This window comes from Micromonospora halophytica (assembly GCF_900090245.1).
In the GTDB taxonomy this organism is placed as follows: domain Bacteria; phylum Actinomycetota; class Actinomycetes; order Mycobacteriales; family Micromonosporaceae; genus Micromonospora; species Micromonospora halophytica.
The window spans coordinates 15,219-40,707 of record NZ_FMDN01000030.1; the positions used below are offsets into that span (position 1 = coordinate 15,219).

The 25,489-nt window shown below is 68.8% G+C and carries 20 protein-coding genes; 6 read left to right on the plus strand and 14 right to left on the minus strand.

Annotated elements, in window-relative coordinates; all coding sequences use genetic code 11:
• Window positions 1–63: 63 nt before the first annotated feature.
• The 6 genes from GA0070560_RS25870 to GA0070560_RS28435 form a co-directional block, all read right to left on the minus strand.
• On the minus strand, window positions 64–1,287 hold the full coding sequence (locus GA0070560_RS25870) for an acyl-CoA dehydrogenase family protein (RefSeq protein WP_091302416.1): 1,224 nt from the start codon (window positions 1,285–1,287) through the stop codon (window positions 64–66).
• Window positions 1,288–2,310, minus strand: a complete 1,023-nt coding sequence (locus GA0070560_RS25875; protein WP_211566003.1) for a class I SAM-dependent methyltransferase — start codon at window positions 2,308–2,310, stop codon at window positions 1,288–1,290.
• A 38-nt stretch (window positions 2,311–2,348) separates the two neighbouring features.
• Window positions 2,349–3,560 (minus strand): tetratricopeptide repeat protein, encoded by a 1,212-nt coding sequence (locus GA0070560_RS25880; RefSeq protein ID WP_091302418.1) that lies wholly within the window; start codon window positions 3,558–3,560, stop codon window positions 2,349–2,351.
• Between the two features lie 190 nt (window positions 3,561–3,750).
• Complete coding sequence (locus GA0070560_RS25885; protein ID WP_091302419.1) at window positions 3,751–4,998, minus strand: ATP-grasp domain-containing protein; 1,248 nt, start codon at window positions 4,996–4,998, stop codon at window positions 3,751–3,753.
• A gap of 201 nt (window positions 4,999–5,199) precedes the next feature.
• Window positions 5,200–6,468, minus strand: a complete 1,269-nt coding sequence (locus tag GA0070560_RS25890) for an ATP-grasp domain-containing protein (RefSeq protein WP_211566005.1) — start codon at window positions 6,466–6,468, stop codon at window positions 5,200–5,202.
• 318 nt (window positions 6,469–6,786) lie between these two features.
• Window positions 6,787–6,969: a hypothetical protein gene (locus GA0070560_RS28435; protein WP_139131604.1), complete on the minus strand. Its 183-nt coding sequence runs from the start codon at window positions 6,967–6,969 to the stop codon at window positions 6,787–6,789.
• Window positions 6,970–7,467: 498 nt separating this feature from the next.
• On the opposite strand from GA0070560_RS28435, the gene GA0070560_RS25900 reads away from it, so the two are divergent.
• Window positions 7,468–8,261 (plus strand): IS5 family transposase gene (locus tag GA0070560_RS25900; RefSeq protein ID WP_139131606.1). Its coding sequence is split into 2 segments (ribosomal slippage): window positions 7,468–7,804 and window positions 7,804–8,261, totalling 795 coding nucleotides; the frame shifts between segments, so codons are not numbered across the junction.
• Window positions 8,262–8,929: 668 nt separating this feature from the next.
• Here GA0070560_RS25900 and GA0070560_RS25905 read toward each other — a convergent pair.
• The 4 genes from GA0070560_RS25905 to GA0070560_RS25920 all read right to left on the minus strand — a co-directional run bounded on the left by GA0070560_RS25905 (window position 8,930) and on the right by GA0070560_RS25920 (window position 13,418).
• Window positions 8,930–9,715, minus strand: a complete 786-nt coding sequence (locus tag GA0070560_RS25905; RefSeq protein WP_170839588.1) for a class I SAM-dependent methyltransferase — start codon at window positions 9,713–9,715, stop codon at window positions 8,930–8,932.
• Window positions 9,716–9,941: 226 nt separating this feature from the next.
• Complete coding sequence (locus GA0070560_RS25910; RefSeq protein ID WP_091302424.1) at window positions 9,942–11,222, minus strand: MFS transporter; 1,281 nt, start codon at window positions 11,220–11,222, stop codon at window positions 9,942–9,944.
• Window positions 11,219–12,415 (minus strand): ATP-grasp domain-containing protein, encoded by a 1,197-nt coding sequence (locus GA0070560_RS25915; RefSeq protein WP_281185184.1) that lies wholly within the window; start codon window positions 12,413–12,415, stop codon window positions 11,219–11,221. The genes GA0070560_RS25910 and GA0070560_RS25915 overlap by 4 nt, the downstream gene beginning before the upstream one ends.
• A 400-nt stretch (window positions 12,416–12,815) precedes the next feature.
• Complete coding sequence (locus tag GA0070560_RS25920) at window positions 12,816–13,418, minus strand: CGNR zinc finger domain-containing protein (RefSeq protein ID WP_091302427.1); 603 nt, start codon at window positions 13,416–13,418, stop codon at window positions 12,816–12,818.
• A gap of 102 nt (window positions 13,419–13,520) precedes the next feature.
• Here GA0070560_RS25920 and GA0070560_RS25925 point away from each other — a divergent pair, with 102 nt between their 5' ends.
• From GA0070560_RS25925 to GA0070560_RS25935, 4 genes are all read left to right on the plus strand, one after another.
• Window positions 13,521–13,892: a VOC family protein gene (locus tag GA0070560_RS25925; RefSeq protein WP_091302429.1), complete on the plus strand. Its 372-nt coding sequence runs from the start codon at window positions 13,521–13,523 to the stop codon at window positions 13,890–13,892.
• 293 nt (window positions 13,893–14,185) lie between these two features.
• Window positions 14,186–14,947: a YqcI/YcgG family protein gene (locus tag GA0070560_RS25930; RefSeq protein ID WP_091302431.1), complete on the plus strand. Its 762-nt coding sequence runs from the start codon at window positions 14,186–14,188 to the stop codon at window positions 14,945–14,947.
• A 142-nt stretch (window positions 14,948–15,089) separates the two neighbouring features.
• On the plus strand, window positions 15,090–15,251 hold the full coding sequence (locus tag GA0070560_RS28900; protein ID WP_170839589.1) for a hypothetical protein: 162 nt from the start codon (window positions 15,090–15,092) through the stop codon (window positions 15,249–15,251).
• 166 nt (window positions 15,252–15,417) lie between these two features.
• Window positions 15,418–16,125, plus strand: coding sequence for a response regulator (locus GA0070560_RS25935; RefSeq protein WP_091302433.1), 708 nt, complete (start codon window positions 15,418–15,420; stop codon window positions 16,123–16,125).
• Window positions 16,126–16,136: 11 nt separating this feature from the next.
• Here GA0070560_RS25935 and GA0070560_RS29190 read toward each other — a convergent pair whose 3' ends face one another.
• From GA0070560_RS29190 to GA0070560_RS25955, 4 genes are read right to left on the minus strand one after another with little or no spacing between them, the layout of a single operon-like run.
• A complete protein-coding gene (locus tag GA0070560_RS29190; protein ID WP_211566009.1) occupies window positions 16,137–18,362 on the minus strand; it encodes an acyl-CoA dehydrogenase family protein in 2,226 nt (741 codons plus the stop codon).
• A 10-nt stretch (window positions 18,363–18,372) separates the two neighbouring features.
• Window positions 18,373–22,476 carry a non-ribosomal peptide synthetase gene (locus tag GA0070560_RS25945; protein WP_091302436.1) on the minus strand — a complete coding sequence of 1,368 codons (4,104 nt, stop codon included), beginning with the start codon at window positions 22,474–22,476 and terminating at the stop codon, window positions 18,373–18,375.
• The gene (locus GA0070560_RS25950) at window positions 22,473–23,597 is read right to left on the minus strand and encodes a M20/M25/M40 family metallo-hydrolase (protein ID WP_091302438.1); all 1,125 of its coding nucleotides are present in this window, start codon (window positions 23,595–23,597) and stop codon (window positions 22,473–22,475) included. The genes GA0070560_RS25945 and GA0070560_RS25950 overlap by 4 nt, the downstream gene beginning before the upstream one ends.
• Entirely contained in the window at window positions 23,494–24,456 is a 963-nt protein-coding gene (locus tag GA0070560_RS25955; protein WP_245675725.1) for a RimK family alpha-L-glutamate ligase, read from the minus strand. The genes GA0070560_RS25950 and GA0070560_RS25955 overlap by 104 nt, the downstream gene beginning before the upstream one ends.
• 290 nt (window positions 24,457–24,746) lie before the next feature.
• Here GA0070560_RS25955 and GA0070560_RS25960 point away from each other — a divergent pair, with 290 nt between their 5' ends.
• A complete protein-coding gene (locus GA0070560_RS25960) occupies window positions 24,747–25,478 on the plus strand; it encodes a sulfotransferase-like domain-containing protein (RefSeq protein ID WP_091302441.1) in 732 nt (243 codons plus the stop codon).
• The last annotated feature ends 11 nt before the right edge of the window (window positions 25,479–25,489 follow it).

A 25,489-nucleotide genomic window follows, 5' to 3' on the forward strand; every position in this document is an offset into this window, starting at 1 on the left:
CACAGTGTCCGGCGCACGAGCCGACCGGTGACGCCAGTTGGACGTCGCCGGCGTCGACTCCCGCTATCCGGCTGCCGTGTTCGTCGTGGCCGGGGTTCCCACCGCCCAGTCGACAGGCGGCGGGGTGCCGTTGAGAAGCCAGTCCCCCACGGCCCGCTGTTTGAACACCGCCGGGTTGTGGCTGGCGACCGTCCTTGAGTTGCGCCAGTGCCGGTCGAGAGCGCGTCCGGAACTCGTCGCCGAGGCACCGAGCGCGTCGAACAGCAGGGTTGCCGAACGCGGGACCAGTTGAGAGAGCATCACCTGGGCCTGCTCGGAGCGGATCTCCGCCACGAGGTTCGCCTCCCGGTCCTCCTGCGAGTCACGCCCGGCAGCACCCGTCTCCGAGGCCCGCTGCAGGGTCTCCGCCACTGCTCGGGTCAGGGCGCGGGCCGTGAAGGCGATGGACGAGATCTCTCCCACGACCGACTGGATGTTCGGGTCGTCCTTGGCGAGCTCGGCAGAGCTGTGCGAGTAATTGCGCGTGCGGTTCCGCACCGCCTCGGTGATGTCCCGCTCGACGGCGACCGCGATGCCCGTCTGCACGACGAGCAGGATCCACTGGTAGAGCGGTGTCTGATAGCGGAAGCGCTGGTCGAGCGGGGCGACGTCGCACGGGTCGACAGCCGCGGCGTCGAGGATCAGCGTACCCGTGCCCGTGGTGCGCTGTCCGAATCCGTCCCAATCGTCGTGAACCGTGACCCCTGGCTGACGCGTCGAGACGAATCCGGCCACGTTTTGTCCCTGGTGGACTCCTGACACGTCCGCCCAGTCCGCGAAGATGGAGCCGGTAGTATAGTACTTCCGGCCGGAGACCGTCAGCTCGTCGTCCTTCCAGGTGAAGAGCGTGTTCTTCTGCCCCATTGTGATCGGACCCGCCTCGGCCCAGGCGTTGCCCACCAACTCCCCGTCGAGAAGGCGACCCAGCCACAGCTTGCGGTGGCTGTCGTCGGGCCGATGCAACATGTCCTCGACGAACGCGATGTGGCCCCGGAGGATCTGTGGAATGTTGGAGTCGGCGGCGGCGAGCTCGATGAGCACGTCTCCCCACTCGGGGATCGTGAGTCCGTCACCACCCCACTCCTTCGGAAGGCGGAGCCGGCTGAAGCCGGCGTCGGCCACGGCGCGTACCTGCTCGCGCGGCAGCTCTCGGGCGAGGTCACGCGCGGCCGCGCCCTCGGCCAGACTCTTCGCCACCGCCAGCACCCTTGCGCTCGCCGATGCGGTGCCTGTGTTCTCGGCTGTCATCTACGCGGCATCCTTCCTGGGCTTCCGCACGACCTGCAGCGTCGAGTTGCCGAACGCTTCGGTGTTGGTGTCGAGGCGTGCGAACTCCTCGAAGCCCGCGGCGGTCAGCTCGGCGAGCAGGGACTCCGGGGAACGCTCGGAGTAGTGGAGCACTTCAAGGTCGATGGGCCTGCGCTCGCCCTCGACCTCGACGTAGCGCGTGATGGTGCGACCCGGCACCAGGTCGGCAGCGATGGTGTCGTAGTCCTTGATCGTGTGGAAGCCGCGGCCCCACTCCGAGGCACAGTGGTCGACGACAAAGTAGCCGCCGGGACGCAGCACGTCGAAGACGCGGGCGATGTGGCGTTCGCGGTCCTCCGGCCGGTCGAGCATGTGCAGTGCACCCATGTTGAGGGCCACGTCGAAGGACTCCGCCGCGACGTCGCGCAGGAAGATGATGTCCTTCTCGATGAATCCGTCGGTGGGAAGACCCTCCGCACGTGCCCGCCCGCGCGCGTTCTCGAGGGCACTGTGCGATACGTCGAAGGACGTCACGCTGCGACCGATCCGGCTGCGCAGCAGAAACAGGCTGTCGCGCCCCTCACCTGTGCCCAGGTCCAGGATGTCGCCCTCGATCACCTCCGGGTGACGGGCCAGGACCTCACGCAGGCTCGCATTCTCGGAGAGTGCCTCCCAGGACTGCGCGCCGTGCTCGTAGACCTTTGCGTAACGGTCCTCGTAACCGAAGTAGTAGCCCTTGTCCGCAATGCACTTCTGCATGGTGGAGACGATCGGGTAGTCCGCCGGAACCGTGTACTGCTGCGGCTCCACCGCGCTGTCGCAGGTGAACTCCGTATCCGGCTGTGCGGCTGCCAGTAGGAGCTTCTCTCCTGCCACGATGCCGACCCGCTCGCCGACGCCGACGACCGCCACACCCTCGCGGAACTCTTCCTCGGAGTATCCGCCCTCGGGCAGCCGGTAGAAACCAACCCTGCCCCGGGTGACCGTCAGCGACGCCGGCTCCGGGCAGTCGAGCTGCACCACCCCGTTCCCGTCCTTGAGGACGGTTAGGTTTTGGGCCATCAGCTCATTCCTCCGTTCGTTCGTGAGTGAGTGTGAGAAGAAAGGAGGTCGCGGGGGCTGCCGCCGCGGAGATAGGCATCGGCGGCATTTCGAGTCCAGTGGAAGATGCCCTGCTGCAGCTTGCTGCCGCCGATGCGCAGGTGCTGCCGGTCCAGGGCCCGCTGCATCTTCCATGTACAGGTGGCGTAGTCACGCTTTGCGAAGGCCGCAATGCCGTCGAAGAGCGGCCGGCACACCTGCTGGAAGAACTCCGGCGCCTCCCGGTCGCGGCAGGACGTCACGATGCTCTCGAAGAGGTGGTGGTTCTCAACCTTCGCGAACGCCATCGCGGCGTGCAGATCGTTGAAGATGTAGCCAGGATCCCCCGCATAGGCGGACCAGTCCTCCGCGAGCGCCGCCCAGTGGGGCACCAGCATCTGGGAGAAATCCTGCCCGCCCAGCATCTCCAGCCGCCACAGCAGCGCGACCGCGTCGAGGTCCTCGAGTGCTCCCGCGCTGGACTTGCGGCGCACCTCCAGCTGGAAGCAGCGCAGCGCCTCGTCCAGTTCGCCCTCATCGAGCAGCGCGACGGCGAAGTGCCACCACATGTGGATGCGCATCGGCTCCCCCGTCCCCCATCCTCTGGGATACCGGGAGATGGATTCCTGCGCCGCCTTGTTCTCACGCATTCTCTGCAGCACGTGCACCTTGGCGTGCAGCGCGTAGACGTCGTCGTGATTGACGCTCATCGCGCGCTCCGCGGCCGAGATCGCGTCGGAGTAGTGCCCGCACTCCTCCAGTGCGAAGGCGAGCAGCCCGTCGCTGAGACCTGCGCCGTGGCGGGACATCGTGGAGCTCAGCTCGACGATGACGCGGCCCGTTTCGAGGAGTCCTTCGTTGTCCCCCAGGAAGAAGTTGGCCATATGGGCCAGGTATCCGGTGAGCAGCGCATGCTCGCCACGGGAGTTCTGCAGGCATTCCGTCAGCACTTCGCAGGCGCCCGGCAGATCCCCGCGCGCCCAGCTCAGCACCGCCTCGCGTGTGGTACGGAACTCGGGGCCGAGGGTGTCGGGTGCAATGCCCTCGAGAATCTCGACGGCCTCGCGGAAGCGTGCTGCCTCCATGCTGGTGACGCCATCGGCGGCCACGATGAGACCGTGGAACGGGTCGTTGGCCCGCACGGTTCTGGGATCGAGCCGGAGGGCCACCAGGTCTTCAACGATGCTTTCCATATCCGTATTCCTTGGAGAGTAGGAAACAACGATGACGAGCAGGAACAGCGCGAACGTGGCTGACGCCGCAGCGGAGCCGCAGGTTTGACCGGGGCACCGGCGCCGGCCCAGTCAGCCGTGCCGGCATGGGGAGAATGGCGTAGCGGACCATAGACATCCTGATGAGACCTTCCTCGTGCCCGGTTTGCGGTCAGCCGAAGATCTCCTCGGAGAGGCCGTCGGCGATCTCGACGGGCTCTGTGGTGCGCTCGGTGAAGATCTCGTCCCACACCATCTCGACCACGCCGTCCCGGGTGCTCCAGTCTGCGAGGGGCTTCGCGACGTCGCCGGGCTTCTTGAGCGTGACGACGGAGACCACGCTCTCGGGGAGCTTCTCCGGGATCCGCACCGAGGTGACCTCTCCCGGCCGTGCCTTGAGGAACGCCACGGCACTGCTACACACGGGCTCGTCCTGCACCAGGGGGAACGGGTCGATCCCCAGGTAGGAGGCCACATGCAGGGCGTAGGGGTTGTACCCGTAGGCACGCTCCATCTGGTCCATGATGCCGTCACCGCCAGGACGGGCCGCCGCCTCGATGAGCCACGGAGCGCCCGTACTGTCGAACTTGATCTCGACGTGCGCGATCCCGCGGTCGATCCCGAGGGCTTCGCACGCCCTTTCCGCCAGGGTCCTCAGGTTCGCTTCACCCGTGCGGTGGCTGGGCACGAGGTGCCCCACCTCGGCGAAGACGGGAGGCGCGGAGAGGAACTTCTCGGTGACCGTGAGCGTCTTGCGGCGGTCGCCGTGACACAGCACCTCGACGGAGACCTCCTCCTGGGAGTCCACGTACTGCTCGACCAGGTAACGGGTGCCGTCGATGGGGAAGTCGTCGCGGTAGCGCTCGATGTGTTCCACCGAGGCAGCGAACGCGGCGATCGCCTCGTCCTGTGTACGGGCGAGGCGGACCCCGCCGCTGCCGCTGAAGTCGGCAGGCTTGATCACGACCGGGAACCCGATCTCCCCGGCCGCCCCGAGCATCTCCGCCTCGGAGGTGACGGATGCGGAACGCGGTGTGGGCAGCCCTGCCGCCTCGAAACGCGCCTTCATCGCGTACTTCTCGCGTGTGACGTGCGCCGAATCGGCCGAGAGGCCGGGCAACCCGTATTCCTTGGCGACAGCACTCGCCGTCGGAACCCCCCAGTCGTTGACAGGCACGACCGCCGCAGGAAGCCAGCCGCGCCGCTTCCACTCCGCCACCGCCGCGAGCACGGATTCGGCGTAGCCGTCGTCCGCCGCAATCACCCGGTCGAAGAAGCGCTGCGGGCTGCGCAGCGGGTCGAGAGAGGTCATCCACACAGGGAGGGCACTCGCGTCCTTGGCCCCCGAGAAGGCGCGCTCGCGCAGGAAATAGCTCGTACCGAGCCCCAAGAGAAGAACATACGAACGATTCGTATCCATCTGATCAAGTCTCCGAAGGTTCGGTTTCGGGATGTCAGGCCGCACAGTGATTGAAGCGGGCGATAGCTCGGGTGTCGCTGCACGATCGCCGACGAACGACCATGGCCCAGGCCGCCCTCGGCAGGTAGACGACCGCAGCGCCGGCCCGCGCCGATACTGCCTGACGACCCGGTCTGCTCAGCGGGGGCGCGGCGGCCACGGTCATGCCGGCACTCCTGCTGCGCGCACTTCACGGGAACCGCCGTCGTACAGGTAGTCGCCCTCGATCTGCCGCAGCTTCTGATAGTCGGCGAGGATTTCTGCCGGATCATCAGAGACGAGGTACACGAGTCCCGGCGCCGTCGCGGCATCGACCGTGCGGGGAAGCCGGCGCGCTTCCGGATGCCACATGCTGGTATAGGCGTGGGACGGCAGTGCGCGGATTTCCGCCATCAACTCGTGAGAGGGGACGACACCGTCGTCCTTCGGGTTGATGAGAGATACCGAACGTACGCCTCGCAGCAACGGGAGTGCGCCGGTGGGCAGACGGTCGAACTCATCCGGCTTCGCCACGGACAGGGCGAGCAGATCCATCTGGTAGGTGCCGAAACAGCGCCTCAGGACGTCCGGCGCGTGTGCACCGCCGGGGCGCGCGGCGCACTCGACGAGCACCGGCCCACTGTCGGTCAGCATGACCTCGGCATGGGCTGCCCCGTTGCGGATTTCCAGAGCGTCGAGCACCTGGCGCGTGTAGGCCACCAGCTTCTCGGAGTCCGGGTCCTGCGGCGCGAGCGGCTCGTCGTAGTCGTAGACGAAGCTGCCGCTGGCGAGGTCCCGACGCTTGTAGTACCGCCAGATGTCGACGACGTGGTGCCTGCCGTTGCGACTGACCGTGTTGACATAGTACTCATCGCCTTCGAGGAACCCCTGCGCGAGAACAGTCTTGTTCGCCTTTCCGAAACGGTCGGTGCTGGCCATGATCTTCTTGTGGGCGGCGCGCACCTGCTCCCGCGACGCACAGGCCACGACGTTGTCCGTGCCGCAACTGGCGACCGGCTTCAGCACGACCGGGTAGCCCGCGGTGGTCTCGGCCCACTCGATGACTTCGTCCGCATCGGGAGAGAGAATGGAGGCTGCATGCGCCAGGCCGGCATCGCGCAGGGCCAGAATCATTTCGTACTTGTTGCGACGGCAGTTCGGCCGGCTCAAGCCGTTGCCGGGAGTGCCGAGTTCGGCGTTGAGCTGTGCGACCAGCTCCACACCCGACTCTCCGATGGCGATCACGCAGCTGACCCCGTAGTCGCGAAGGGCGGACGCCGTGGCCCCGACGTCACCCGTGTGTTGTATGCCACCGACGAAGCCCTCGGGGTCGAACGGCTGGCCCAGGACGACATCGGGGTCCGGCGACTGGACGTGCACGCACTCCGTGCCGTGCTGCTGGAGCGCAGCCAGCACCTGGCTCTTGGCCGAGTTCACGTCGACGATCGCCACTCGGTTCGGTGTACGGGAGTTGGTTGGCATGGTCAGCTGCTTCCCTTCTGCCCGGTGGGTTCCCGCCGTTGCGCGTCGGCGGCGGTGCGGGCAATCTGTGGTCGGTAACCGGCATCCGCACAGCGAACTGCCGAGAGTGCTGTGATAACGTCCGAAAGTTCCGACCCGGTCGCACAACCGCGTGATGGTTACGGGTTCCGGCAATTCAGGCGAGTTGCCTCTCGCTCCCGACGTCGTCTGACAGCGCAAACTTAGACCGCCGGTTCGCTATGTTCGTCCGCCCAGCGATTACCGCGCCCGTTCGATCCGGTTCCTGTATCAACTCGCCGAATCATCTTGCTGATTACTTCGGCGGAGCAGTACGGTCCGCCGCTGACCGGCCGGGCCGTAGCCCATGTAGTACGCGATCTCACCGGTGGCGAGGCTGCGCCGGGCCAGGATCCAGCGGACGAAGGCCGGTCCGCCGTCATCGGGCTCCGCAAAGTCCGGAACGTAGGGCAACTCGCCGACGGCCCAGTCATAGATTCGCGGCCCCTTGTGTCGCCCCAACCCACGCCCGCAGGAACGTGTTCACCCCAAGAGACTGCCCCGGGTTCGGTTGACTCGCGGGTTCTGAGTGGGCGTCCATGGCGACCATCGTTCGTCGGCTGACCGAGCCAGCACCCCGTCCTGGCGGCACCGGTGAACCTCACCGTGATCCTCGACCTGATCACCGCACGCGGAGCCACCGCCGGTCACACCGCCGATAGGCTACGTGAGGTGCCCCCTACCAGCAGATCCTGGACGTGCTCACCACCGCGCCCGCCGGCATGTGCGCCAAAGCCATCTGCATCGCACTCGACGTCGAGCCCTCACCGAACCCCGTCGAGAGCACCCGCGCGAAGCTGAAACCCGACTTGGATCATTTAGAGGTCCTAACAAGATGATCTCTGGGTGTTGTCCTTTGTAAAGGATGATCTACGATGTGGGGTCGTGAGGCGTGGTGAGCAGCCGCCGCGGATCGTGCCGGACGGGCTGTGGCAGCGCATCGAGCCGTTGCTGCCCAGGCCTGAGCGCAATCCACGGCATCCGGGACGTAAGAGGATCCCGGACCGGCAGGTGCTGTGCGGGATCCTGTTCGTGCTGCACACCGGCATCCAGTGGGAGTTCCTACCGCAGCAGCTGGGGTTCGGGTCCGGGATGACCTGCTGGCGGCGGCTGGAGGAATGGAACCGGGTCGGGGTGTGGCAGCGGCTGCACGAGCTGCCGCTGGCCGAGCTGCAGGCAGCCGGCAAGCTCGACTGGTCCCGCGCCGTGATCGACTCCTCGCACGTGCGGGCCGCCCGACGTGGCCCAAAAGCGGCCCGAGCCCGGTCGACCGCGCCCGCCCAGGCTCGAAGCACCACGTCCTGACCGAGGGCGCCGGCATCCCCCTGGCCGTGTCGCTGACCGGCGGCAACCGCCACGACGTCACCCAACTGATCCCGCTGATCGACAAGATCCCGCCCGTACGCAATCGGCGCGGCCGACCCCGCCGGCGCCCTGACCAGCTCTTCGGCGACCGCGCCTACGACCACGACAAGTACCACCGGGCCATACGCGGCAAAGGCATTCGTCCGCGCATCGCCCGCCGTGGCCAGCCCCACGGCTCGGGACTCGGCATGCACCGGTGGGTCATCGAGCGGACGATCGCCTGGTACCACGGCATGAGACGACTACGCATCCGCTGGGAACGCCGCGACGACATCCACGAAGCCTTCCTCGGCCTCGCCACCTGCATCATCACGTACCGACACGTCCTACGACTTTGTTAGGACCTCTAAGTGCGTACGACGATCGGCGCCGTGTTTCCGCTGGTGGTCGCGGTGCCGCCCGTTGAGCGAACTGACCGAAGGGACAACTTCGCGCTGGATAGCGGCGCGTCGGCTTGACGGATATTCGGCATCTGCTAGCGTGGACCCTGGTGCACGACTCGCGGTCGGGGATTCTGGACCCTACAGTCCGGTTGACCATCCATATCGGATGGTTCTGCTTCTCCCGGGAGGCCTGAGAAATGCCGTCGAATAGGGACTTTTCGACGAGGCCGTGGTGCCGGTTAGTGCGCACATCTCGGCGCGGTCACAAGCAACAAAGCAGGTCACAGCGCTGAGATCGAAAGATGATCATCAACGTGACCCAAGTCGGGTCGAGAGCACCCGCGCGAAGCTGAAACGCATGGTCGACCGCGACGTCCTGACCGAAACGAACCCGGCGTATTCACCCTCACTCCGAAACGGACCTAACCCTTCGAACCGCCTTCACAGGTCAGGAGTCAACCGAACCGGGGGCAGTCCCCACCTCGGACGACCTGGATCCCGGCCCCACACCGCCATCAGGGCCACCCACCGCGCGCCTGCTCAGCCGGTCACGCAAGGCGACCCAAGCGGCCTGATCAACTCACGCCGCGTGGCATTGCCTCGGCAGGTCCCTGCGCTTGACGTGTTCAAACTGAAGTCGGAGAACGTCGACCGGCTTGAGTCAGTGTGAGCTCCACCGCATAACTCTGACCTTCAGTCTCGATCTCCGTGATCTCCCAACCGGTGCCGACGACCAATTCCCCCAGCTCCTCGGGGGTGAGATACAAGTAGTCAAACCAGTCTGTCGCCAGGTTCTTGTGCCGTATGCGCATGCGAGAGGTGCCGGGCAGGCGGCCTTGGCGTCGGTTCTCCTCCCGGTAACGAAGGTGATCAGGGTGTGAGGTCATGGCGGGATTCAGGGAGTTGCCGAAAAGGCGGGTGCCGACGTTGGCCTTGCGCGCGAGACCGGAAAGGAGCTGTGGCGCTTTCTGGCACGACTCCAGAAGGCCCAAGTTGTAGCCAAGGAGGAGTATGCAATCAAATCTTCCGATATCATCTCCTTGCTCCTCGACCGTCCCCCTCAGCACGCGCACGCCACGCTGCCGGGAAACGTAGACAGCACCAGGCGACGTATCGACTCCTACGACATCCGCGCCCCGCTGAGCCAGAGCGATTGCATGTCTTCCTGCACCACAGCCGACATCGAGCACCCGGCCGCCGGCGCGCTTGATCACCCATTGCTCATGTCGCTCATGCTCGTCGAGCTCATCGAAGTATTCAGCGACATCGGTGGTGAAGAGGAAGCCGTCATCACGCTCGACCGTCGCATAGGAGTGCCCAGCTTTTCCGCCCGCTGCCCAGCACTCCTTCAAGGCCTCCCCGAACCCGTCACCCAGTACCGGACCTCCGGCCTTGCGCTCTGCCTTGATCACAGCTCTCCTTCCTCTACCTGCTGGTGCCGTTGGCGTAGTCGCCGACCGAGCACGCTGTCGTCCACGGCGGGCACCGTGTCCGCCGGAGCAATGCACAACCGGCCTTCCAGGTGGGCGGTCGCACGCGCCGCCTCGTCTGATCCGGGCGTCCCCGCGGACGTGATCGGCGGCCATGACCGGCATCAGCGGGCACACCACCTCCTGGTCGGCCACGGCCTCGGGTGGTTCATTTGCGCGAAGAAGCCAGGTCCGACCCGGAGGGCAAGGAGTCGGACACGACCACTTCGGACGCCGCACGGCGACGCGGCAGAGCGAGCAGCGCGGACAGCAGTCCGAGCACGGCGACCCCGACCCACATCGCCGACGGCTCAATCGCGTAGACGGCGCCACCGATGACCGGCCCGACGCATATCCCGGTCGTGGACGCGGCTCCGTACAACCCTTGGTAGCGTCCGACCATTCCGGGCGGCGTCAGATTCGCCACGTGCGCCTGGCCGATGGAGGTGCTCAGCATCTCGCCGAAGGTCCAGACAACCATCGTCGCCAGCAACGGTCCCATGGTGACGGCGAACCCGGTCAGTGCGAGGCCGACACCGATGACCAGGTTGCCGAGGGCCACCATGTACTCCGGCCGGTACCGGGAGGCCAGAGCGGTGATGGGAAGTTCCAGCACCAGCACCAGCAGCCCTGACAAGCCCATGAGGTATCCGAAGTGGCGATCGCTCAGGCCCACGTCGTTGATGTGCAGGGGCAGACCGACGGTGACCTGCGTGTAGACCAACTCGGCGCACACGGTCATCAGCAGGAACCGCACCAGGACACGATCGCTGAACGCTCGCCGGTACCCCACCGACCGGTCCGTCTGCGTGTCTGCGTCCTCATCATCGGACCGCGACCGGGGCGTGCCGCGCAGCAACACCGCCACGAACACACCGAACAGCAGACCCGTGGCGGCATTGGCGAGGAAGAGCCACTCATACGAGATGCTGGCCAGCACACCGCCGATGCCGCCGCCCAGCGTGAAGCCGAGATTCTGCGCGAACCGGAGCACCCCGAACGCGGCGAGCCTTTGCTGATGGGTTTCCACGGAGTCGATCAGCACGGAGGCCGCAGCGGGCCGGGAGATCTGCGACGCCATGCCCCCAAGTCCCACCACCACGATGATGGCGGGCATGGACTCGAGGAACGGAACACTCGCCACCAGTCCGGCATTGGCCACGGCGGAGCCCACAATGGTCCACCGCCGGCCGAGCTTGTCCGCGAGATGGCCGCCCACCGTGTTACCGAGCACCCGGGCCACACCGGACACGCCGAGTACGACCCCCGCAAGACCAGCGGAGTAGCCGCGCTGCACCAGGTAGAGCGTGATGAAGATCGGCAGGAAGTTGCCGACCTGATTGATCAGAGCACCGATACTGATGAGCCACACACGGCTCGGCAACCCGCGCAGCGTATCCCGGAACGACGGGCTGGTGGTGGCCGACGAGTCCGGAGGCGCAGTGCTCACGCGACAGGCTCGGTGCGCACGCGAATCGCTGCCGCCAGCCGCTTGCTGTTGGCGACCGCTTCAGCGGTGGTGACACCGCGCGCCAAGACCCACCCCGCGATGTCCTCGTTCCACGTCAGCGGCTGAACCACATCGTCCGGCTTCACCCTCACGTTCACATCGATGAACGCCGGATCCGCGCGCACGGCGTCGACACCGGTCACCTCCACGACCCGCCCAGGCTCCGGCATGATCGCGGCGTGCGCCGCCGCGCCCCGAGGCTCAGGCGACTCCGTCAGCGGCTCCAGCACGCCGAGCCCGGCGGCCAGCGCGTAGCGCTCCATGTCGATGCCGTAGACGGTCTCGGTCATATCGTTGATCCCGCCGCCCCCGATGCGATTGTGCGACTCGACGATCCGCGGACCGCGCGAGGTCAGCTTGACCTCGGTATGTGCCGGACCGTTGCGCAGCCCCACCGCGTCGAGGAGATCGGCCACCAACCGCGTGGCCTCACGCAGCGTCTCACCCGGCTGGCGGCTGGGGGTCGAAAGTCCGACCTCGGCGAAACCGGTGCCGCCGAGTTCCTTGTCCGTTACCGCGACGACGACATGCTGGCCATCGAAGCTCAGTGTCTCCACACTGACCTCCGGGCCGTCCAAGAACTCCTCCATGAGGAAGTCGTCGAAGGAATCGGCGAAGCCCAGGTCCCCGGGTTTCCATTCCTTGTCGGCGAGGGAGAGGTACCGGTCGGCGACCGTATCCGCGTCTTCCTGGTGGCGGACGTGGAATATCGCCAGACTACCCGACTCGCGGGTCGGCTTGACGATGATCGGCAATCCGGTGACCTGGACGAACTCCTTGACGTCCTGGTTGGTACGGCCGACCCCGGAAGCCACCGGGCCGATGCCTCTCTCGGCAAGCCGCTCGCGCATCCGCGACTTGTCCAGCAGCAGTTCCACGGTGGTGACGGACTCGCCGCCGATGCCGAATGTCTCACTGAGCTGTGCCGCCGGCAACAGCCCGAAGTCGGACAGTGTCAGAACTGCCTGGAACGGGGACATCTCGTGCAACGTCCGGACCAGCGGCAGGAGTTCGTCCGAGTCGGCGTAGTCGAGCAGCAGCGCGTGGTCGACGTAGGGCCAGTGGCCTTGGTCATACCTGCCCGGGTGCTGGACGTAGACCACATCCAGACCCAACTCCCGGGCTTTGCACACCTGACGGGGCGGACCACCGATGAGCAGGACCCGAGGTCGTCCGGTGGCGGCCGTCGAGGACGGCTGGTCGTTGGGTACAGCGTGATTGGACAAAGCGGCCCCTCCTTGATGTCAGTCGCGAATTCCTGGCGCCCGGAAAACACCAAGAGCCAAGGTTCGAGGCGTCTCGTCGCGAGTGAAAGCGCGATCCGGCGCCCCTCCTCCAGCCTTGCCGCGCATAGTTCCATCGGTGTTGGAAAAGAAGGCAAGGTTGAAACCTTGCGCCGCCGCCCGACCTGAACTCGGCATTGAGAGACGGTACCGGCGCATCGATTCCGTACGCATCAGTGGCAAGGTGATCCGTCGAGGTGCCTGGCGTGAACTCCGACTACCCGCGGCTACGCATGTCGCTTACCTCGCCTCACCTTGCCTCGCCCCGTCGCGGCAACTGCCGGACGCCCCCCGTTCCCGCCTCCTCCGCCCCGGCCGGGGCGTGTGTGGCACCCGGCGGCCCCGCCTGTCCGCGCTTGGCCGCGCGGTACGCCCGCATCTTCGCGCGGCTCCCGCACACGGCCATGTCGCACCACCGTCTGCGCCCTGCCGGGCTGCGGTCGAAATAGACCCAGCGGCAGTTCTCCATGCTGCACGCCTTCACCCGGGCCCAGCTTCCGTCGGCGCAGGCCCCCGCCACCGCCGCGGCCACCAGCGCCGTGAGTCCGGCCGCGCCCCGCAGCCCCGGCACCGGAACCAGCTCCGCGCCGCCGTGCGCGTCGAGCCGCACGGTCAGCGGGGCCGCGCCGAGGAGGGCGTTCAGCCCGGCCACGGCGTCCTGCTCGCCGCTCGGCTCCGTATGCAGGGTGAGCACGGCGCGCAGGCCCTCCCACAGCTCCACCGCAGGCGCCGCCGGCCCGAGGCCGGCCAGCCGCTCGCTGGCCAGGAAGCTGGGTAGCGCGTACACGCCCGACTCCACGTCATAGGTGTTAACGAAGTCGAGCAGCAGCCGCACGCCCGGGGAGACCTCCATACCGCCCAGATTACCCGCCCACTCTCTTGCCGCGTTACTGCATAACCTCCATTATGTAGTAACCAACCTCGGCACTGGTACACCACATTAAGGAGCACACGCATGGCCATCGCCACCATGGGAGTGGTGGTCCTCGACTGCCCCGACCCGCAGGCGCTCGCCGGTTTCTACGCCCGCGTGCTCGGCGGTGAGGTCACCAGCGACGAGGACGGGTCCGCCCTCAGGCAGGGCGACAGGGTGCTGCTGGCCTTCCAGCACTCACGCGGGTACGTGGCGCCCGAGTGGCCGCGGGCCGACCGCTCGCAGCAGCTCCACCTGGACCTGGAACTGCCGCGGGAGGAACTGGACGCCGCGCACGAGCAGGTTGTCGGCTGGGGTGCGAAGCTGCTGGACGACGGCGGCGGCGACCGCAGCTGGCGGGTCTTCGCGGACCCGGCGGGCCACCCGTTCTGCCTCTGCGGCGTGCGGAGCTGACCGAGCGAGGGCCTCGCACCACCCTGATGGCCTGCATGGTCGTCAGTAGATCCCGCAGCCGCTCGGCTGGTGTTTCAGTTGAGCGTTTTGCGTGGCCGGCCCTTGAGTTGTCGGGCGACGTCTTCGAGGTCATCGGCGCGGTCGTACCCCTTGACTCGTAAGTGGAACACGTAGCCAACGGGAAACGACCGTAAACGCAGTTCGTAAGCTGGCCTGCTCCTGCAGTGGACGCGCATGACCGTCGCACGCTCTTACCGTAGGCGCACACCACTCCCAGAGAAGGGCGTCTATCGATGACGAACACGCCGCTGGCCTCGCCTTCCGGAGACGGATGGACATGCGCACCGTCAACCCCCAGAGAGATCCACTGGGAACGTGACGCCGCCGAGAAATTCTCCCGGCTGATGGGAGACGAGGAGCGTCCGTTCCCCTGCGTCTACAGCGTGGACGCGTTCCGGACGGAGAGCCTGCGCTATGCCTTCATCCCCCAAGGGGAAGACGCGGTGGCGCACCTTGCCATGGCACTGCGCGAATACGTCCGGGAAGCGCCGTCTCTGGGCCGGCGCACCTCGCTGGTCACCTTCTTCGCTCCAGCGTCAGGGCGGACGACGCTGGAGGACTACCGCAGTCTCTTCTGGGAGACACTCCAGGCGCTTCACGACCTGGACGACGAACCCTGGCCCTCGGAAGTGCCGACGGACACCGACAGCGAATGGTGGGAGTTCTGCTTCGCCGGCATGAAGCTGTTCATCGCCGCGAACGCACCTGCCTACAACTTCCGGGACAGTCGCCACTTCGAGTACTTCAGCATTGCGTTCCAGCCGCGGTTCGTGTTCGACGACATCACGGAGGACACGCCTGCAGGGAAGAATGGACGGAATCTGATCAGGGAACGCCTTCACCTCTACGACAAGATTCCCCCGACCCCGGTTCTCGGCGATTTCGGAACCCCGGGAATCCGCGAGTGGCACCAGTACTTCCTCGAGGACCACAACGACATGCCGCAGAGCGATGCGAAGTGCCCTTTCTCGAATCGCGTCGAGCACTCGACCTGACCGCAGCGGCGGGTGATTCGGCCACAGCGCCTCGCGAGCACGGCATGGGGAATCGTAGGGGTGTTCAGGGGAACCGGCCGGGAAGCAGATTTGCGAGACTCAGCGGCGCCGCAACGTCGCGATTCTCTCAAGGATTTTCCCCATGCGTGTCGCCTCTGCCGCCGCCTGTGCCGCGGTCGCCGCCTTCGGGGCACTGCTGGGCGGATTCACGGCGTCCTCCGACGCGTCGCAGACGGTCCAGGACACCATAATCGCCCGCCGCGCCTCCGCCGTGCAGCACGCGGACGACCACGGCAACGGCTGAACAGGTGGGTCGCAGTCGAAGGCAGCGGCCCACCCCCGCGCCTGGAGACTCCTCGAATCCCACGCGTTGACGCCCGTCATGGCTGAGGCCAGAGAAGCGTCCCGCGCTGCGAATCCTGCGTTCTCCGGCTCCTTGCTCACTTACTTCTAATCCGGGGGACAACACCATGACCATCCGAGTCCTCATCTGTGATCAGCTGCCCGTCATCGCCGACGGGCTCAAGACCCTCCTCGACGCCGTGCCGGGCATCGAGGTGATCGGCACTACCCAGAACGGCATGGAAGCCATCATTCTCGTCCGTACCACGCACCCTGATGTCGTGGTCACGGACCTGAACCTGCAGACCATCTCCGGCCTGGAGATGATCCGTCGCCTCGCCAAGGAGGAAGAGCCACCGCAAATCGTCGTGTTCACCGCGGCGGACACCGACCAGACAGTGAGCGACCTGCTGCACGCCGGCGCGAGCTGCCTGTTCGGCAAAGACGCGAGTCCGCAGGAGCTGATCACCGCCATTCAGGGGGCGGCGGCCGGGCAGACCATCCTCGCGCCGACCATCGCGGAGCGCCTGGTCTCCTGGTTCCGTGCGCAGCCGGAGCCGAGGACGAGCGAGACCTGCCCGGAGCTCACCAAACTCACCCCGAGGGAGCGGGAGGTGACCCGGCTGGTGGCCGAGGGCATGTCCACCGAGGACGTGGCCCGCGAACTGATCATCGGCGAGGCCACGGTGCGCACGCACCTCTACCGCGTGCGTACCAAGCTCGGCGTCCGCGACCGGGCCGAGCTCGTGTCACTGGCCTATCGGACCGGGCTGACTCACTCGGCCGTCGCCGACCGGTCCCCCGGCGACCGACGGGCGCTCGTGCGCGCCCACTGAGGGCTGACGCGTCACGGCACGGCCGGCGCCGCGACCGGGGGCTCTGCACCCGCCGCGGCGCACCGCGCTGTCCGGACGCAGTCGGCGCCGACCGCCCGCCACAGCGCGGCGGGATCGCCGTACCGGGTGGACTCGGCCGCGGTGAGCCGGAAGTAGCGGTGCAGGCCCAACTCCGACGTCAGCGCACGCACCCCGCAGCTCTGCATGCTGAGCCGGACGACGTCGCGCGCGGTCTCGCCGGCCATCGCCAGCGCCGCGAGCGGCGCCGTACCGGTGCCGGCCGGCTCGTGGTCGACCAGCCAGGCCGCCCGGTACACCGCGGCCCGTGTCGCACGCAGCGCGACCAGGGCGCGGGCCAGCGGGATGGAGACCGCGGGCAGATCGCGCAGCCGGGTGCCGAACTGCCGCCGGAAGCCGGCGTATGCGACGGCTGCGTCGTGCGCGCCCCCGGCGATGCCCAGCAGATACGCAGCCTGCCGCACCCGCGCCCGCGCGAGCGGACCGGTGGGCGACTCGTCGAGGGTGCCGACGACGTCCGCCGCAGCGACAGGCGTGGCCGCGAACCGGACCACCGGAGGCCAGCACCCGTCCTCCGTGGTGACGCCCGCCGTTCCGCGCGCGACCGCGACCAGCACCGGCACGCCGGCATTCCGGGCGGCCACCAGGAACATCGCGGCAGACACGTCGTCGACCACGGCCGCGCCGGTCAGCTCCCACCCCCCCCTGCGCGGGGTCGCGACGACCGCGCCGCCGGCGGGCAGTGCCTCCAGGCCGGCCAGCGCCGCGCCTGCCGGGCACCCCAGGTCGGCGGCGAACGCGTCCGCCCGGTAGGGGTTCCCGCGCGCCGCGCGGCCGAGCTCCTCGCTGACCAGCGCCCCGGTGGTGAGACCAAGGTCCAGCCCGTCGGCGGCGGCCGGGCGTTCGAAGGCGAGCGCCTCCAGCGCGTCGAGCACCGGACGGGTCGGACCGCCGGCGCCGTCGGTCACCGGGGCGCCGTGCAACTCCATCCGGGCGGGAACGCCGGCAAGTCCCGTACGCAGCGCCGTACGCAGCTGGACGGCGAGCGGATCGGGGGTGAGGTCCGCCTCAGTGCTCTCTCGCAGGGAGTCGAACGAGGCGGCCACGATCTGGAGCATCACCTCGGAGGTCCCCGCCGACAGCGTGAGCCCCGGCGCCTCCCGGTAGGCGGAGTCCAGGGTCATGGCCGCCCTGCTGCGGTCCGCCCGCTGCCCGGGGTCCGGGAGGGCGGCGGCCCAGGCCGCGACGGACCGGGCGAGTTCACTGCTGTGGTACTTGGCGACGGCGGCCGCGATCTGGTCCACCTGCTCCGCCGCGATTCCGGTGAGGACCTCCCAGGCCAGGACGTGGTCGGCGGCCAGCTCGCCGTGCCAGCGCCCGAGCTGCTCCAAGCGGTCGCCGGGCAGGGCAGCGGGGCCGCTCTGGGCGAGGACGTCGAGGGCGGCGTCCAGCCAGTGCTCGGCCTTCAAGTAGTAGTCCAGGCCGGTGCGTTCGATGGCGAGCGCCTCGTTGAGCAGGGGCCAGCCCTCGTCGCGCGTGCCGAGGAGGTTGCCGGCCGGCACCGCGACCGCGTCGAGGTCCACGCGGTGGAAGTGCTCGTCGCCGATGCCGGGAATGACCGACACGGTCACGCCAGGGGCGGACATGTCGACCAGGAAGAGGCTGATGCCCTGATACTTGCCCGCGCCCGGGGTCGTCCGGGCGGCGCACAGGCCGAGGTCCACGAAGCGGGTCTTGAGACTGAACACCTTGGTGCCGGTGATCCGGTAGCCGTCGCCGTCGTGCTCGGCCACCGCCCGCAGTGCGCCGAGGTCGGAGCCGGCGTCCGGCTCGGTGTAGAGCACGGAGGCGAAGCTCTCGCCGCAGGCGATGGCGGGCAGGTGACGCCGCTTCTGCTCGTCGCTGCCCGCCATGAGCAGGAACTGACCCACGATCTGGACGGTGTTGACGTGGAGCGTGTCGGGCACGCCCGCGCGCACCAGCTCTTCGGCGACTATCGCGGCGTCGGTCGGCGAGCGGCCCGCGCCGCCGTACCGGACCGGCCAATGCACGGCGAGCAGGCCCCGCTCACCGAGCAGCCGGTAGAGCGGGCGGGCGTCCGGCTCGATGCCACAGGAGCCGGTGGCCGCGGCCGCCGCTGCCTGTACCTCAGCGGAGCGCAGCACCGTGCGCACCTGTGCCCGGAACTGTTGCTGGTCCTCGGTGAATCCGAACCGCATGTACGTCTCCTCAGGCCCTGAGCGTCTCTTCGATCGCCGCGACGACCCGGCTCAGCGCCGGTGCGGTGAACAGGGTGTAGTGGTCGCCGGGCACGCTCTCAGCCCGGAACGGCCCCGTGCACACCGCCCTCCACTGCTCCTCCATGGCGGGGTTCGGTCCGGCGGTGACCAGAGTGACCGGCCCGCCGTACGGGGTCGGCGGGCGGTACTCCTGCTGAGACAGGGCCGAGGACCGGAAGGTCGCGAAGCGGCGGGCCAGCTCCTGCCCGGTCAGCTCCAGTTCGACGCCGAGACCGGTGAGCGTCTCCCGGATGTCGGCCGTCCCCGCGTCCGGGTCGTTGAGGACCGCGGTCACCTCAGGGCCGTCGTGGCCGTTCAGCCGGGCGACGTCGTGGACGAAGCGCCGGCGCACGGTCGCCTCGTCCAGCGGTTCGGCGTCCTCGTCGTAGGCGGCGTCCAGCAGGACGACCGAGGGCCGTTCGCCGGTCTTCTGCTCAATCTGGCGGGCGACTTCGAAGGCGAGCACCCCGCCGTAGGACCAGCCGGCCAGACAGCACGACGCGAGCAGCCCGCCCTCGACCAGCGACCGTGCGATCCGTGCCGCGGTCGCCGCCATCGCCTCCGCCGGAGCCGCGTCGGCGTCCCGCGGGTCGGCGGCGAAGCCGGTCACGCCGATCTCGCCGCCCAGCGCCCTGGACAGCGGGACGTAGCAGAACAGTTCGCCGCCTGACGGGTGCAGCAGCACCACCTGCGCGGGCCCTGCTGCTCGTATCACCACCGGAGCCCGGACGGCCTCCGGCCCCGGCGGGTCCGCCGGCGCGTCGAGCGGATCGCCGTCGTCGACGCGGCGCATGCTGCGCGCGGCCTGCGCCGCGTCGACGGCGGCCGCCAGATGCGCGGCGGACGGCGAGGCGAAGAATTCGCCCGGCGCGATCTCCACGCCGAACCTGCGGCGGATCGTCGACATCAGCTGCACGGCCTTGAGGCTGTTGCCGCCCGCCAGGAAGAAGTCGTCGTGCACGCCGATGCGTTCGTTGTGCAGCAGCGGCACGAGCACGTCGCGCAGCAGCCGGCGCTCGGTCTCGGTGAGCGGCGTGCCGCCTGTCCCTGTTGCTGTCCCCGCCCGGCTCAGGTCAGGCGGGGGCAGCCTGCGCCGGTCGACCTTGCCGCTGCTGGTGAGCGGGAGCTCGTCGAGGACCACGAAGAACGACGGGATCATGTACGAGGGCAGAAGCGCGCGCACGTGCTCGCGGACGGCGGGGACATGCTCCGCGGTGACCCCGGTCAGATAGCCGACCAGGTGCCTGTCGCCGCTGTCGTCGCTCCATGCCTGGACGCTGACCGGGCCGATGCCCTCGAAGCCGGTCAGCGCCGACTCCACGTCGCCGAGTTCGATGCGCAGCCCGCGGATCTTGACCTGCTGGTCGATGCGGCCGAGGAAGACGAGCCGTCCGTCGGGCAGCCGCTTCACCAGGTCCCCGGTCCGGTACAGCCGGCCGCCGGGGGCGGTGCCGAACGGGTCGGCAAGGAACTTCTCGGCGTTCAACTCCTCCCGGTTGAGGTAGCCGCGCGCCAGCCCGGCGCCGCCGATCACCAGCTCCCCCGGCACCCCGACGGGCACCTGGCGCAGGTCGCCGTCGAGCACGTGCGCTATGTGGTTGGCCATGGGCAGGCCGATCGGCGGCGACGCGTCCCAGGTGCCCTGGCACTCCTCCACGATCATCGTCACTGTGCACTCGGTCGGCCCGTAACCGTTGAACAGGCGCCTGCCCGGGTTCCACCGGTTCACCAGCTCGCCGCTGAACGCCTCGCCGCCGACGAACGCGATCCGCAGGGCGGTGAACTTCTCCGGCGCCAGGAGCGGCAGCACGGTCGGGGGCAGGTCGATGACGGTGATGCCGGCCTGCACCATCAGGGACTGCAGCCGGTCGACGGACAGCCGCTCGTCGTCGGTCGCCAGGCACAGGCGAGCGCCGGTCAGCAGCGCCGAGAAAATCTCGAAGACGGAGACGTCGAAGGTCACCGAGGCGAACCCGAGCACCCGGTCGGCCGAAGTCAGATCGAACAGGTCGCGTGTCGAATCGGTGAAGTTGACCACTCCGCGGTGTTCGAGGAGCACGCCCTTCGGCTTGCCGGTGCTGCCGGAGGTGTAGATGACGTAGGCGACGTCGCCGGGCTGCGCCGCGAGGGGCGGATTGCCCTCGGGTAGCGCTGCCAGTTCCCCGCGGACGTCGTCCAGCACCACGACGGGCACGGCGACCTCGCTCACGGCCCGGCCCGCCTCGGCATGGGCGAGCACCACCCGCACTTCCGCGTCGGCGGCGATCTCCGCCACCCGTCCGGACGGGTGCGTCGTATCGAGCGGTACGTAGGCCGCGCCCGCCTTGAGCACGGCGAGGATCGCGGTCACTACGTCCAGGCTCCTGCGAAGGCACAGGCCGACCCTCGCGCCCGGCCCGACACTCCGCTCGCGCAGCAGCGCGGCAAGCCGGTTGGCCCGGGCGTTGAGTTCGGCGTAGCTGGTCTCCCGGCCGGCGACGACGACCGCCACGCTCTCCGGGGCCTCCTGGACGCGTGCCTCGAATTCTTCGACGATCGTGGACTCGCGCACCGGCCGCACCGGTCCCATGGCGGCCTGGGCCAGGAACTCCCGCTCCGCCGGGCTCAGCATCCCCGCGGCGGACAGCGGGGCGTCCGGGGCGGCGGTCAAGGCGTGGAGCAGTGCGTCGTAGTGCCGGGCGAACCGGGCGACGCTCCCGGCGTCGAACAGGCCGGTGTTGTACGTGATGGCGAGGGACGCGTCGACGCCGGCCGCGGACTGTTCCGTCAGGGTCCACCTCATGTCGAACGGGGAGGTGCCGGCCGGGACGGCCTCCTGCGAGGTGGCGATGCCGGGCAGACCGGGCGTGCTCTCGGTGCTCTCCGTGCTCTCCACGCCGAAAACGATCTGGAAGAGCGGTGCGCGGGAGGGGTCGACGACCGGGTCCGCCACGTCGGTCAGGGTCCGCAAGGGCAGACCGCCCTGCTCGTGCGCCTCGGCGGACACCCGCGCGACCCGCTGGACCAGCTCGCGGAAGGCCGGGTCGCCGGAGACGTCCGCGCGCAGCACCCGCAGGTCGGTGAAGAGGCCGATCAGCGATGCCACGGCCGCGGGCCGCAGGTGCGCGTCCGGCGAGCCGATCACCAGGTCATCCACGCCGCAGTAGCGGTGCAGCAGCGCGAAGAACGCGGCGACGAGGACGTCGGACAGGCTCGCGTCCACCGCCCTGGCCAGTTCCCCGGCCCGCTCCATTGCCTCGTGCCCCACCGTGAAGCTGCCGCCGGCGACTGCGAAGGTCCGTACCTCCGCCCGCGGGCGGTCGGTCGGGAACTCCACCACCTCGACGCCCGCCAGCTTGTCCCGCCAGTACGCGGCCCGCTGGTCCAGTTCGCCGCTGTCGAGCCGGCCGCGCTGCCATATCGCGTAATCCCCGTACTGCACGGGAAGGCCGGGCGGTTGCGCTGCGTCACCGGACTCCGAGGCCCGGTAGAACACGGCGAGTTCACGCAGCAGGAGGATGCGGGACGGGGCGTCGCAGAGCACGGTGGGGACGTCGAACAGGAACAGGTGGTCGTCGACCGCCACCCTGACCAGCACGGCGCGCCACGCCGGCATCCGGCTCAGGTCGAACGGTTCGCCGGCCCGTTCCACGACCAGGGCCCGGGCAGCGGCCAGCGGCTGCCCGTGGTCGTCGCCTTCCGCTTCGACCACCGGCAGCGAGACCGGAACCTCGGTGGCGACGACCTGCATCAGGCCGCCCTCGCGCTCCACGATCTGGCTGCGCAGGGTGTCATGCCTGGCCACGACCGCGGCCAGCGCCGAGCGCAGCGCGTCCAGGTCCAGTGCGCCCCGCAGTCGAAGGCACAGCGGCGTGCCGGAGGCCGGACCGTTCGGCACCGGGTGGTCGAAGAACCACAGGTTCTGCTGCGCATACGACAGCGGTGTCGGACCCGTGTCACCGCGCGGTGTCGGACCCCGCCCGGCCACGGCTTCTGCGAACTCCCGCAGCCGGGCCAGGAACTGCGCGCGGCGCGGTGCGGGCAGCGCGGCGAGCCGCCGGGTCAGGTCGGTCACCTGAGACTCCTGAGGGGCCGCGGAGCAGCGTCCGCCCGGTCGTCCGAGCGTGCGGGCAGGAGGGCCAACGCCGAGAGGGCGGTGGTCAGTACGTCGATGCCACGCAGGTACTCCGAGAGCACGATGTACTCGTCGTCGGCATGGTCGAGGCTGCTGTCGCCCGGACCATAGACCGCCATCGGGATGTCCCAAGCCTCGGCGAGGGTGTTCATGTCCGAGGTCGCCGTCTTCACCACGAGGCGCGGCTTGGCGTGCTGCAGCCGGATGCCCGACACCAGCGCACGCACCACCGGATCGGCCCGTCCCACCCGGCACGCCGCCACCGAGTTGAGTACCTCGATCCGGCCTGCCGGCAGCCGGTCCCGAAGACCGCTCAGCAGCGCGTCGACGTCGAATCCCGGTGGCGTGCGGACGCTGAGGTCCGCCGTCGCCCTGGTCAGGTCGCCGTTCACCTGGACCAGAGTCGCGCCGGGCTGCTCGAACACGACATGACTCGCGTCCGGCCCGAGCAGGTCGAGCAGCGACTCCCAGCAAACCGCGGCCAGTTCGGACGCCTTCGGCACCGGATTGGTGGGGTGGGTGGCTGGACAGGTGACGCTGTAGCGCAGGTCGAGCTTGCCCTTGTAGCCGAGCACCACGCTCGACCAGCCGCTGGGTTCGCCGATGATCAGCGCGTCGGGCCGGGTCAGGGTGGCCCGGATCGCCATCGCGCCGCGCGAGCGCGGGGTCTCCTCCTCGACGACGCCGACCACCACGATCCGGCCGGGGAAGCCGACCGCGCCGGCCGCGGCGCAGATCATGGCCGCGAGCGGTCCCTTCGCGTCCACCGCGCCCCGGCCGTAGAGCCGGCCGTCCTCGGAGAGGACCGGCGGCCCGCCCGCGACGGTGTCCAGGTGGCCCAGCAGCATCAGCGTGGGACCGGCGCCGCGGTCGATGACGCCGATGACGTTGCCCACCGAGTCGATGTGCGTCTGGAAACCCAGCTGCGCCATCGTGTCGGCCAGGAAGCCGGCCAGGTCACGCTCCTGGTAGGACGGGGAGGGGATCTCCAGCATCACCCGCAGCAGCCCGGCGGCGTACGTCTCGGTGACGCGGCCCGACGTGGTGAACGCCCAGTTCATCGTGTACCCGCTCAAGTAGAAGGTGACGGTCTGCCCGCTGCAGTAAAAGGTCGACGATGCGGTCCGCGACATCGACCCGGCCGACGAGCGCGGACTGGAAGCCGGTGAATTCGACCCGGTGGTTGACCTCCAGGACCAGCAACCGGCCGTCGCGGTCCTCGATCAGATCGACACCCGCGATGTCGGTGCCGACAGCACAGGCCGCCTCAAGGGAGAGCCTGGCGATCTCAGGCGTCACCTCGCACGGCCGGGTCTGCCCGCCGAGTGCCACATTCGTCCGCAGGGACACGCCGGTCCGGTAGACGGCGCCCAGCACCTGGCCGCCGACCACGACCACCCTGATGTCGCGTCCAGGCTTGTCGATCAGCTCCTGCACGTAGCCGAGGTGCGACTGCGGGTTAGGCAGCGCGGCGACGTACTCGAGGAGGCCCTCCGCACCGGCGCGGTCGGGCAGTTGCACCACCAGCCGGCCCCAGGAGCCGACCAGCGGTTTGATCAGTGCCGGGTAGCCGATCGACTCCAGGGCGTCCAGCGTGGCCTGCGGAGTGAGGCCGAGTGCAGTGCGGGGCGTCGGTATCCCTGCCGCCTCCAGGGCCAGAGTGGTGCGCCACTTGTCGCCGCACACCTCGGTCGACTCCGCGCTGTTGACCACGTCCACTCCCGCCGCGGTGAGGCAGTGGGCCCCGTACGCGGCCCGGACCTGGCCGATCTCTCGATTCAGCGCGACCGCCCAGGGCCGGCCCGGCTGACCGGCCGCGAACCACTGCCGGCGTGTGTCGACATGGTCGAAGGGGATGCCGCGCCGGTCGAGCGTGTCGAACAGCCGCTTCTCGTCCGCGCCGATCCTGCTGGCGAGCACCGCGATCCTGCGGTCACCCGGTCCCTCTGGTGTCGCTGACACGTGACCTCCGTATTGGGACCACTTGTTGGCCGAACGGAAAGGAAATCCGTCGTGTGGCACGGAGACTACGGGCCGGCCGGCAGTGCGGGCGTCCGCAGCAAGTTCATGCGCGGGCGCGCGGTGCGTTGACTTCTGCCGCCTGCGGCTGCGATTTCTGATTACCCGTCTCCGGCACCCGCTGTGCCACTCTTGACCGCATTCCTGCTTGTCGCAGCAGTTCACTACCGTCAGATGAAGATGAGGGAATTGTGGGACACAATCCGGAGCGGATCCAGGTGCTCGCCCTGTGGAGCGCGCCGCGCTGCCGCTCCACCGCGTTCGCCCGGATGATGACGGAGCGGGGGGACCGCGCCGTCGTACACGAACCGTTCTCCCGCGTGGTCGACTTCGGCGCGGTGGAGGTCGGCGACCGCACCGCGAACGACGAGCAGGACGTGCTGGCGGCGCTGCGCGCCCTCGCGTGCACGCAGCCGGTGTTCTTCAAGGACACCACCGATTTCCACTACCCGGCGCTGCTCGCCGACGAGGACTTCCTCTCGGCCGCGACGCATACCTTCATCATCCGCGACCCGGCCGAGGCCATCGCGTCGCACCATGCGCTCAACCCACGTCTCGGCCGCGATGAGATCGGCTTCGCGTGGCTCTACGAAATCTTCACCGCGGTGCAGGACGCCACCGGCACCACGCCGGTCGTGGTCGACTCCGACGACCTCCTCGCCCGTCCGGCCGAGACCGTGCGGGCGTACTGCGAGGCGGTGGGGATCACCTTCCTCCCGGACGCGCTGAGCTGGGAGCCGGGCATGCGGCCGGAATGGCGGTCGACCAGCAGGTGGCACCAGTCGACGAGCGAGACCGCCGGCTTCACGCCCGGCAGGACCGGCGGTGCCGAGACGGTCGCGGCGGACCCGGTGCTGCGCGCCTACCGCGACTACCACCAGCCGTACTACGAGAGGCTGCGGGCCGTCGCGCTCCGGCCATGAGGTGCCGGCCG

Bases quoted from the DNA above. Each gene is read 5' to 3' on its own strand.
- GA0070560_RS25870 (WP_091302416.1), bottom strand. From the start codon at position 1,287: ATGACAGCCGAGAACACAGGCACCGCATCGGCGAGCGCAAGGGTGCTG.
- GA0070560_RS25880 (WP_091302418.1), bottom strand. From the start codon at position 3,560: ATGGAAAGCATCGTTGAAGACCTGGTGGCCCTCCGGCTCGATCCCAGA.
- GA0070560_RS25885 (WP_091302419.1), bottom strand. From the start codon at position 4,998: ATGGATACGAATCGTTCGTATGTTCTTCTCTTGGGGCTCGGTACGAGC.
- GA0070560_RS25920 (WP_091302427.1), bottom strand. From the start codon at position 13,418: ATGGAGGTCTCCCCGGGCGTGCGGCTGCTGCTCGACTTCGTTAACACC.
- GA0070560_RS25925 (WP_091302429.1), top strand. From the start codon at position 13,521: ATGGCCATCGCCACCATGGGAGTGGTGGTCCTCGACTGCCCCGACCCG.
- GA0070560_RS25930 (WP_091302431.1), top strand. From the start codon at position 14,186: ATGACGAACACGCCGCTGGCCTCGCCTTCCGGAGACGGATGGACATGC.
- GA0070560_RS28900 (WP_170839589.1), top strand. From the start codon at position 15,090: ATGCGTGTCGCCTCTGCCGCCGCCTGTGCCGCGGTCGCCGCCTTCGGG.
- GA0070560_RS25935 (WP_091302433.1), top strand. From the start codon at position 15,418: ATGACCATCCGAGTCCTCATCTGTGATCAGCTGCCCGTCATCGCCGAC.
- GA0070560_RS29190 (WP_211566009.1), bottom strand. From the start codon at position 18,362: ATGCGGTTCGGATTCACCGAGGACCAGCAACAGTTCCGGGCACAGGTG.
- GA0070560_RS25950 (WP_091302438.1), bottom strand. From the start codon at position 23,597: ATGAACTGGGCGTTCACCACGTCGGGCCGCGTCACCGAGACGTACGCC.